The sequence below is a fragment of the Streptomyces sp. NPDC003016 genome (assembly GCF_053591455.1).
Genome location: NZ_JBSFTV010000012.1, coordinates 174,089 through 183,369 on the forward strand (window position 1 = coordinate 174,089; position 9,281 = coordinate 183,369).

The following is a 9,281-nucleotide window of genomic DNA, read 5'->3' on the forward strand; positions in this document are numbered from 1 at the left end:
CGGTGCGCTTCCGGACGATGCGCGCGGGCCCGCTCGGACCGGAAGTCCCCGTACGCGCGTGACCGCCCTGTCGTGGTGCGCGTCATCGTCCCACTGCGCGCCGGGAGACGCAGGACTGCTCGCACCAGTGAGGTACGGCGCACAGCCGGACATCGAGCCACAGCCTCAAACGCATCACAACGGGTGCGCAACCACAATTCCAACGATGGAAGGACGGGCGTCCCGTCGCTTTGTCCTGACCGCGGAAGAAGTTGGGAATGCGGATGCGAAAGGGGTTACGCGGCGGGACCAAGCCCGCTAACTTCCTTGAAATGAACCGGACATGCATACGTGCCCGGTGACCTTCCGGCGCGACGGCGCGCGCCTGGCTCCCCCGGCGGGACTTACTTCCCGGTCCGTCGGAAACCCCCACCCTGTTGGGAGACTTCTGTGCGCAAAAGACCCTTCAGACCCCGTCAGATCCCCGCGCTACTGCTCACCGCGTTGCTCACCGCGGGCTTCCTGGCACCCGCCGGGTCCGCCGCGGCCGCTCCCCGTGACGCGGACCGGGAGACCTCGGCAGCCGAGGCCCCAGCCGCAGACCCAGCCGCAGCCGAGGAGTTCCAGCAGGTCACTCTCGCCAAGGGCGTCGCGGAGACCGGCGAGCCGATGACCATGGCGGTCCTCCCCAACCGCTCGGTACTGCACACCTCACGCGACGGCACGCTGCGCCTCACGGACGCGGCGGGCACGACGAAGGTCGCGGGAAAGCTGGACGTCTACAGCCATGACGAGGAAGGGCTCCAAGGCATCGGCGTGGACCCCGGATTCGCCTCCAACCGCCTCATCTACCTGTACTACGCCCCGAAGCTCAGCACCCCGGGCGGCGACGCCCCGGGTGACGGCACGGCCGCCGACTTCGCCCCCTTCGACGGCGTGAACCGGCTCTCCCGCTTCTCCCTGACCGCCGACGGGACCCTGGACCTCGCGAGCGAGAAGAAGATCCTCGACGTACCGGCCTCGCGCGGAATCTGCTGCCACGTGGGCGGTGACATCGACTTCGACGCGCAGGGCAACCTGTACCTCACCACCGGGGACGACTCGAACCCCTTCGCGTCCGACGGGTACACCCCCATCGACGAACGCGCGTCCCGCAACCCGGCGTACGACGCCCAGCGCTCCTCGGGCAACACCAACGACCTGCGCGGCAAGGTGCTGCGCATCAAGGTGAACGCGGACGGCTCGTACTCCACCCCCTCGGGCAACCTCTTCGCGCCCGGCACCGCGAGGACCCGTCCCGAGATCTACGCCATGGGCTTTCGCAACCCGTTCCGGATGAGCGTCGACAAGGCCACCGGGACCGTCTACCTCGGCGACTACGGGCCCGACGCGGGAACGGCGAGCGCCACCCGCGGCCCCGCCGGCCAGGTCGAGTTCAACCGCATCACCAAGGCCGGAAACTTCGGCTGGCCGTACTGCACCGGCAAGAACGACGCGTACACCGACTACAACTTCGCCACCGGCGCCTCCGGTGCGAAGTTCGACTGCGCCGCCCCGAAGAACAACTCCCCCCGCAACACCGGCCTCACCGACCTGCCCCCGGCCCAGCCCGCCTGGATACCGTACGACGGCGGCTCGGTACCCGAGTTCGGCAGCGGCTCCGAGTCCCCCATGGGCGGGCCGGTCTACCGCTACGACGCCTCCTCCACCTCGGCCGTCAAGTTCCCGCAGAGCTACGACGGGAACTTCTTCGCCGGGGAGTTCGGCCGCAAGTGGATCAAGCGGATCGCCCAGGGCACCGACGGAACCGTCCAGTCCATCAACGCCTTCCCCTGGAGCGGCACCCAGGTGATGGACATGGCCTTCGGCCCCGACGGCGCGCTGTACGTCCTGGACTACGGCACCGGTTACTTCAGCGGGGACGCGAACTCGGCGCTGTACCGCATCGAGCACCTCACCGACGGCCGCTCCCCGATCGCCCAGGCCAAGGCCGACCGCACCTCGGGGAAGGCACCGCTCGCCGTGGCGTTCTCCTCGGCCGGCACCTCCGACCCGGACGGGGACGCGCTGAGCTACGCGTGGAAGTTCGGCGACGGGGGAACGTCGACCGCCGCGAACCCCTCGCACACGTACACGGCCAACGGCCAGTACACCGCCACGCTCACCGTCTCCGACACCACCGGCAAGAGCGCCACCGCCTCGGTGCAGGTGACCGTCGGCAACACCGCGCCGACCGTCAAGCTGGAACTGCCGGTCGACGGCCGGATCATCGACCCGGGCGCGGCGGTCCCGTACCGGGTGACCGTCACCGATCCGGAGGACGGCACCATCGACTGCTCCAAGGTGAAGATCACCTTCATCGTCGGGCACGACAGCCACGGCCACCCGCAGACCTCCGCGACCGGCTGCTCCGGCACGGTGCAGACCATCGCGGACGGCGAGCACGACCCGAACGCGAACATCTTCGGCGTCTGGGACGCGGAGTACACCGACAAGGGAGCGAACGGCCAGCCCGCCCTGACCACCCACGCCCAGCACATCAGCCAGCCCAGCCACCGCCAGGGCGAGCACTACGGCGCCTCCTCGGGCGTCCAGGTCGTCAGCCACACGCCCGCCCACGGCGGCAGGACGGTGGGGCACATCGAGAACGGCGACTGGATCTCCTTCAAGCCGTACGCCCTCGACGACGCCACCCGGTTCACCGCCCGGGTCGCCTCCGCAGGCGGCGGCGGCACGATCGAGGTACGGGCCGGCTCTCCCACCGGGACCCTCCTGGGCACGGCGACGGTTCCCGTGACCGGTGGCTGGGAGACGTACCAGGAGGTCAGCACCGCGCTGTCGAACCGGCCCGCCGGTACGACCACACTGCACCTCGTCTTCAAGGGCGGCAGCGGCTCGCTCTTCGACGTGGACGACTTCCGCTTCACCACCTCGGGCAGCGGCAGCGGCTCGCGGACGGGTGAGGTGAAGGGCGTGAACAGCAAGTGCCTGGACGTCGCGGACGGGGCGTCCGCCGACGGCACACAGGTCCAGGTGTGGACCTGCAACGGCAGCGGCGCCCAGACGTGGACGGTGCCCGGCGACGGGACGCTGCGGGCGCTGGGCAAGTGCCTGGACATCAGCGGCGGAGGAACCGCCGACGGTACGAAGATCCAGCTGTGGACCTGCAACGGCAGCGGCGCCCAGCAGTGGGCGCCCCAGAGCGACAGCACCCTGCGCAACCCGCAGGCGGGCAAGTGCCTCGACGCCGAAGGCGGCACCTGGAACGACGGCACCCGCACCCACCTGTGGACCTGCCACACCGGCCCCAACCAGAAATGGACCCTGCCGTAGCAGGAGAGGAGGCACAACCGATATGCGCAACACTCTCACCAAGGCCGGCTGCTGGATCGCCGGAGCGCTGCTCTGCGCGACCGCCGCACCCGCTGTGGCCGCGAGCGCCCAGGCGCCGGACGAACCCGCCCGCGCCGCTGTCCGGGACGTGACCGCGGCCGTGAACACGGCCGCGAGCGCAGCCGATCCGGCGTACAAGGTCCTCGTGTTCTCCAAGACGGCGGGCTTCCGCCACTCGTCCATCGCCGCCGGTCTCTCCGCGCTGCGCGAGCTGGGCGGCGCGAACAACTTCACCGTGGACGCGACGGAGGACGCCCAGGCCTTCACCACCGGCAACCTCGCGCAGTACAAGGCCGTCGTCTTCCTGTCCACCACCGGCGACGTGCTCAACGGCACCCAGCAGACGGCGTTCGAGCAGTACATCAAGGGCGGCGGCGGTTACACCGGCATCCACGCGGCCGCCGACACGGAGTACGACTGGCCGTTCTACGCCGGTCTCGCCGGGGCCCTGTTCCACTCCCACCCGCACAACCAGACGGCGACCGTCAAGGTGGAGGACCGGGCGCACGACGCCACCGCCCATCTCGGCACCACCTGGCAGCGCTTCGACGAGTGGTACAACTACCGCACCAACCCGCGGACGACCGCCCACGTGCTGGCCTCGCTCGACGAGTCCAGCTACTCGGGCGGCAACATGTCCGGCGACCACCCGATCTCCTGGTGCAAGGGCTACGAGGGCGGCCGCGCCTTCTACACCGGTGGCGGTCACACCGACGAGTCGTACACCGAACCGGCGTTCCGCAGGCACCTGCTCGGCGGGATCCGCTGGGCGGCGGGCATGACGGAGGCGGACTGCCGTCCGGAGACGGGGTACACGTCGTTGTTCAACGGGTCGGGCACGACCGGCTGGAAGCAGGCCGGACCCGGTTCCTTCACGCTGGCCGACTCCACGCTCACCTCGCAGGGCGGGCTCGGGATGCTGTGGTACTCCGCCAAGGAGTACACCGGCGACTACTCCCTCAAGCTCGACTGGCGGATGGACGGCGACGACAACTCCGGGATCCTCCTGGGGTTCCCGGCATCCGACGACCCCTGGTCGGCGGTCAACAACGGGTACGAGATCCAGATCGACGCCACGGACAGCGCCGACCGGACGACGGGAGCGGTGTACGGCTTCAAGTCCGCCGACATCGCCGCCCGCGACGCCGCGCTCAACCCGCCCGGCGAATGGAACACGTACGAGCTCCGTGTCACCGGCGAACGGCTGGAGATCTTCCTCAACGGCCGCAAGATCAACGACTTCACCAACACCGACCCCGTCCGCAGCCTGCAACAGGGGCACATCGGGATCCAGAACCACGGCGACGGCGACCAGGTGTCCTTCCGCAACGTCCGGGTGAAGACATCCGGCGGCACACAGCCGGGGCCCCTCGCGGGTGAGGTCAAGGGCGTCAACGGCAAGTGCCTGGACGTCGCCGGCGGCGCGACCGGTGACGGCACCCAGATCCGGCTGTGGACCTGCAACGGCAACAGCGCCCAGAAGTGGACGGTGCCCGGCGACGGCACCTTGCGCGCGCTGGGCAAGTGCCTGGACATCAGCGGCGGAGGAACCGCCGACGGTACGAAGATCCAGCTGTGGACCTGCAACGGCAGCGGCGCCCAGCAGTGGACGCCGCAGCCGGACAGAACCGTCCGCAACCCGCAGTCGGGCAAGTGTCTCGACGCCGAGGGGGCCACCTGGAACGACGGCACCCGCGTCCACCTGTGGAGCTGCCACACCGGCCCCAACCAGAAGTGGACCCTTCCCTGACGGGTCGGCAACAGCGCCTGGGGCGACGGCCTCGGGCCGGCGGGTTCCGGTCCCTGCGGGGAACCGGAACCCGCCGGGTGCCGGCCCCGGACACTCATGCCCGGCGCCGGCGCCGGCCTCCGGTGACGCGTGACAGTCCCCGGTGCGCGCGCCTCACGTCAGCTCCGTCGCGCGGGCGATGAGCAGCGCCACGTCGTCGTGGTCTCCGGGGTGGCGCAGCGCGTGCAGGAGCAGGTCGCAGGTCTCCTCCAGGGACCGCGGAGGTTCGGTGAGGTGGGTGAGGAGGGCGTCCAGCCGTTCGTCGATGGCCTGGTCGCGCGTCTCGACCAGGCCGTCGGTGTAGAGGACCAGCCGGTCGCCGGGGCGCAGGGCGAGCGTGGTGGTGTGAAAGGTGACTTCGCCGACGCCGAGCGGGGCGCCGGTGGGCAGGTCGAGCAGTTCGGGGGGCCGGCCGGGGCGTACCAGGACGGGCGGCAGGTGTCCGGCGTTGGAGATGTGGCACTCGGCCCGGTGGGGATCGTAGACGGCGTAGGTGCAGGTGGTGATGGTCTGCCCCATGCGGTCGGTGATGCGGTCGAGGTGGTGCAGCACCTGGGCGGGGTCGAGGCCGAGTTCGGCCAGGGTGCGGGTGGCGGTGCGGAGCTGGCCCATCGTGGCGGCCGCGCTGACGCCGCTGCCCATGACGTCGCCGACGACGAGGGCGCTCTTGTCGTCCGTCAGGGGGATGACGTCGAACCAGTCGCCGCCGACCTCGTCGGCCGCCTGGGCGGGCTGGTAGCGGCTGGCGACCTCCAGGCCGGGCTGGTCCGGTGGCCGCTGGGGAAGAAGGCTGCGCTGGAGGGTGAGGGCGGTGTTGCGCGCCTGCCGGTACCAGCGGGCGTTGTCGATGCACACGGCCGCCCGTGCGGCGAGCTCGCCGGCCAGGATCTCGTCGTCGGCGCTGAACGGTTCCGGGTTGCGGGTGCGCTTGAGGTCGAGGGCGCCGAGGACCTTGCCGCGCGCGATGAGCGGCACGGCCAGGTAGGAGTGCAGTCCCGCGGAGTCCAGCAGCGCGGCGGCTTCGGTGCTGCGGGCGATGCACCGCAGGTCGTCGCGGTCCACGTGGGACACGCGGACGGGGTGGCCGGTGTTCACACACTGGGTGACCAGCCGGTCGGCCTCGTACCTGGCCACCTCACCGGGCGGGTCGGCCGCGCGCACCGCCTCGCTGGGGTACGCGCTGGCCACGGCGAGAGCACGGAACACCGCGGGCCCGGTCCGTGCCGTCGCGGCCGAGCGGCCGTTGAGGACACTGTCGAGTACGTCCACGGCCGCCACGTCGGCCAGCTGCGGCACCGACACGTCGGCGAGTTCGCGGGCGGTCTCGTCGAGGTCGAGGGTGGTGCCGATACGGATGGAGGCGTCGGCGACGACGGCGAGGCGCTGGCGGGCCTGCGCGGCCTCGATGGTGGCGCGCCGCCGGTCGGTGACGTCGACGACGGAGGCGGCCACCCCGAGCACCTTCCCGTTGGACGCCTCCAGCCGGTAGAAGGACACCGACCACGTGTTCTCGTGGTCCGGGTCGGCCGGGGTGTGCCCGACGGACTCCTGGTCGAGGATCGGGACGCCGGTGGCGAGGACCTGGCGCATCGAGGACTCGATGGACTCGGTGTCCAGGAACGGCAGCGCCTCGTGCACGTTCCGGCCGACGTGCTCGGCGGCGGACAGGCCGTTGATGCGTTCGAGTGCCGGATTGACGGTGACGTACCGCAGATCGGTGTCCACCACCGCCAGTCCGATCGGGGACTGGGCCACCAGCCGGGTGGACAGCGCGAGGTCCCGCTCCACCTTGCGCAAAGTCGCCTGGTCGGTGGCCAGGCCCAGGGCGTAGAGGTCCTTGCGGTCGTCCTCCAGCCGCATGTTGCGGAACTCCACCAGCCGGGTGCTGCCGTCCCTGTGGCGCATGGGGAAGACCCCCGCCCAGCTCGTCCCTCCTTTGCCTGCCATGACCTGGGCGAACAGCCGGCCCACCAGCTCCAGGTGCTGTTCCTGGACCAGCAGCCGGCCCGCGAACCGGCCGAGTGCCTCGTCCGCGGGGTAACCGAACAGCTCCTCCGCCTGGGGGCTCCACAGCACGATCCGCCCGTCGGCGTCCAGCACCACGGCAGCGACGCTCAGCAGGTCCAGCAGTCCTCCCGACGCTGGCCGCGCGCCCCCCGGCTGATCAGGGCTGGCAGAGACGGAGTCGGTTGCACGCATCCGGGGCTCCTTCCGCCCGCCGCCGGTATCTCCCATCGTCTCTCTACCCAGGCTGAGCCCGCATCCTCGGCCCGGACACGTACGGCCTGCCGAGAACCGGGAACCCCGCGACGGCGTGATGATGGATGTGGGAGCCGCCGCCGCTGTGGTCGAGGGGCGGCGGTGTGCCTCCTACGGTCCGACTCCGAAGGGCGGCAGCCATGCGGGCAGCCAGAGGGAAGAGATCAGTCGCAGCGTCACTCGCCACACTGGCGCTGCTCGTCGTGGCGGCGTGTGGCGGCTCCGGAGGGGCGGGCACCTCTCCCCCACCGGACGGCCGGGTCCCGTCCGACGCCCGCGTCCTCGCGGTGAAGATCGACAACGTCGCGGCGGCCCGGCCGCCGACCGGGCTGGACAAGGCGGACATCGTCTACGTCGAACAGGTGGAGGCCGGTCTCAGCCGCATCCTCGCCGTCTATTCGTCCGCCGTGCCGTCCGTCATCGGGCCGGTACGCAGCGCGCGCGAGACGGATCTGGAGCTGCTGCGGCAGTTCGACCGGCCGACGCTCGCCTACTCCGGCGCGCAGAGCAGGCTCAATCCGCTCATCGAGGCGGCGCCGCTGAAAGCGCTGTCTCCCTCGGAGGCACCGGGCGCGTACTTCCGCAGCGACGACCGGGCCGCGCCGCACAATCTCTACCTGAGGCCCGGGAACATACCGCACGCCCCCTCCGGCACGAACGCCGCCGAGGACATCGGGCTCCGCTTCGGCCCGCCGCCGCCCGGCGGGAAACCCGCCGACGAGCGCACGGTCCGCTATCCGTCGGCGCGCTCTGCCTTCATCTGGTCCGCGGACCGGCAGAAGTGGCTGGTGGAGATGGACGGCACCCCTTCCCGGACGGCCGACGGGCAGCGGCTCGCCGCGGCCACGGTCGTCGTGCAGCAGGTGACCGTGCGTCCGTCGGTCTTCAAGGACCGGTGGGGGAACACCTCTCCGTACACCGAGACCGTGGGCTCCGGTTCAGCCGTCGTCCTGCGCGACGGAAAGGCGTACGACACCGAATGGAGACGGGACACCGCTGAATCCCGGACCTCGTTCACGACCCCGGACGGCAAGCGGATGACGTTCGCCTCCGGTCAGACGTGGATCGTGTACGCGGCACGGTGACCCGTACCGTAGCCGGGCGCTCCGCGCGGCCAGGCGTCCGACGGGGACGGGCGAGGGCCCCGACCGGTTTCTCCCCGGTCGGGGCCCTCGTCGTTGTCCGGTCTCACACGCGTTCCGGCGCTCCGAGCAGTGCCGTCGCGGTCTCGAGCGGGGTGAGGGCACGGGGCGGGACCAGTGCGGGAACGGCGCGGCAGGTGAAGCCGAGGCGGGTGAGCGCCCTGGTCACTTCACTGGCGCTGAAGTCACGGCGGTCCTGCCTGGTGATCACTTCCCCCACCTGCTTGACCGGGTAGTGACGACGGCCGATGATCACGGACTCGCCCGTGACGGGTTCGGGCTTGATGCCCTTCATCGACTCCTGTACGTCGCTCTTGAACAGGTCGAAGGGGAAACGGGCGATGACGCAGCGCATAGTGCCTCAGCAAGGTTCGGAAGAGCCGGAAGGACGGCCGTCCTCACGGACGGGACGAACGACGGGACGAGACTCATGCGGCGCGGGAAAGCGGTGCCTGACGCTGCGGCGTTGCGCCGGTACGCGACTGGGGCGCTCCCACCGGTCCGACGGAGCGGTGGGCGGTCCGGGCGGGGCGGCCGCGTCGGCCCCGGGACGACGACTCGCCGCGCTTCGGGCGCTCCACCACGGGGGCGACAATCGTGACGGGAACACCGGAAGGGGTCCGGGCGCCGGTGATCCGGGTCAGCTCGGCGTCGCCGGAGCGGACCTGGGCGGTGTGCGGGGTGATGCCCGCGGCCTGCATCAGGCGGGTCATCTCGCG

General features: G+C 71.0%; 5 protein-coding genes and 1 pseudogene. 3 read left to right on the top strand and 3 right to left on the bottom strand.

Translation table 11 applies throughout. The annotated features are described in order from the left end of the window. Positions 1–429: 429 nt before the first annotated feature. The gene (locus ACWDZ4_RS13275; RefSeq protein WP_451508499.1) at positions 430–3,312 is read left to right on the top strand and encodes a PQQ-dependent sugar dehydrogenase; all 2,883 of its coding nucleotides are present in this window, start codon (positions 430–432) and stop codon (positions 3,310–3,312) included. A gap of 22 nt (positions 3,313–3,334) precedes the next feature. Next, positions 3,335–5,122 (top strand): ThuA domain-containing protein, encoded by a 1,788-nt coding sequence (locus ACWDZ4_RS13280; protein ID WP_451508500.1) that lies wholly within the window; start codon positions 3,335–3,337, stop codon positions 5,120–5,122. A gap of 153 nt (positions 5,123–5,275) precedes the next feature. Here the strand turns inward: ACWDZ4_RS13280 and ACWDZ4_RS13285 are convergent, their stop codons facing one another. Next, positions 5,276–7,360 (bottom strand): SpoIIE family protein phosphatase, encoded by a 2,085-nt coding sequence (locus ACWDZ4_RS13285; protein ID WP_451508501.1) that lies wholly within the window; start codon positions 7,358–7,360, stop codon positions 5,276–5,278. Between the two features lie 200 nt (positions 7,361–7,560). Here ACWDZ4_RS13285 and ACWDZ4_RS13290 point away from each other — a divergent pair, with 200 nt between their 5' ends. Continuing rightward, positions 7,561–8,505, top strand: a complete 945-nt coding sequence (locus tag ACWDZ4_RS13290) for a DUF3048 domain-containing protein (RefSeq protein WP_451508502.1) — start codon at positions 7,561–7,563, stop codon at positions 8,503–8,505. Between the two features lie 103 nt (positions 8,506–8,608). On the opposite strand, the gene ACWDZ4_RS13295 is transcribed toward ACWDZ4_RS13290, so the two are convergent. Then, on the bottom strand, positions 8,609–8,917 hold the full coding sequence (locus tag ACWDZ4_RS13295) for an SCO5918 family protein (protein WP_451508503.1): 309 nt from the start codon (positions 8,915–8,917) through the stop codon (positions 8,609–8,611). Between the two features lie 73 nt (positions 8,918–8,990). Beyond that, positions 8,991–9,281, bottom strand: a pseudogene (locus ACWDZ4_RS13300) (DEAD/DEAH box helicase); the annotation flags it as partial.